Raw genomic sequence first — 207 nt, 5'->3', positions numbered from 1 at the left:
AGTCCCCGCGTGGGCGGGGGTGATCCTGTTGATGATGGTGGCAAGTATGTTGAGGGGTCGTAGTCCCCGCGTGGGCGGGGGTGATCCCATTCACTGTCATAAAGGATTCAATTTCTTCTTGTAGTCCCCGCGTGGGCGGGGGTGATCCTGAATTTTTGACCCCTAGCCAGTAAGACCTCTTGTAGTCCCCGCGTGGGCGGGGGTGAT

It is taken from the genome of Peptoniphilus sp. HMSC062D09, assembly GCF_001811425.1.
Classification (GTDB): Bacteria; Bacillota; Clostridia; order Tissierellales; family Peptoniphilaceae; genus Peptoniphilus_A.
The sequence above is the reverse complement of the archived record's forward strand: the minus strand, read 5'-3'. Positions refer to the sequence as shown.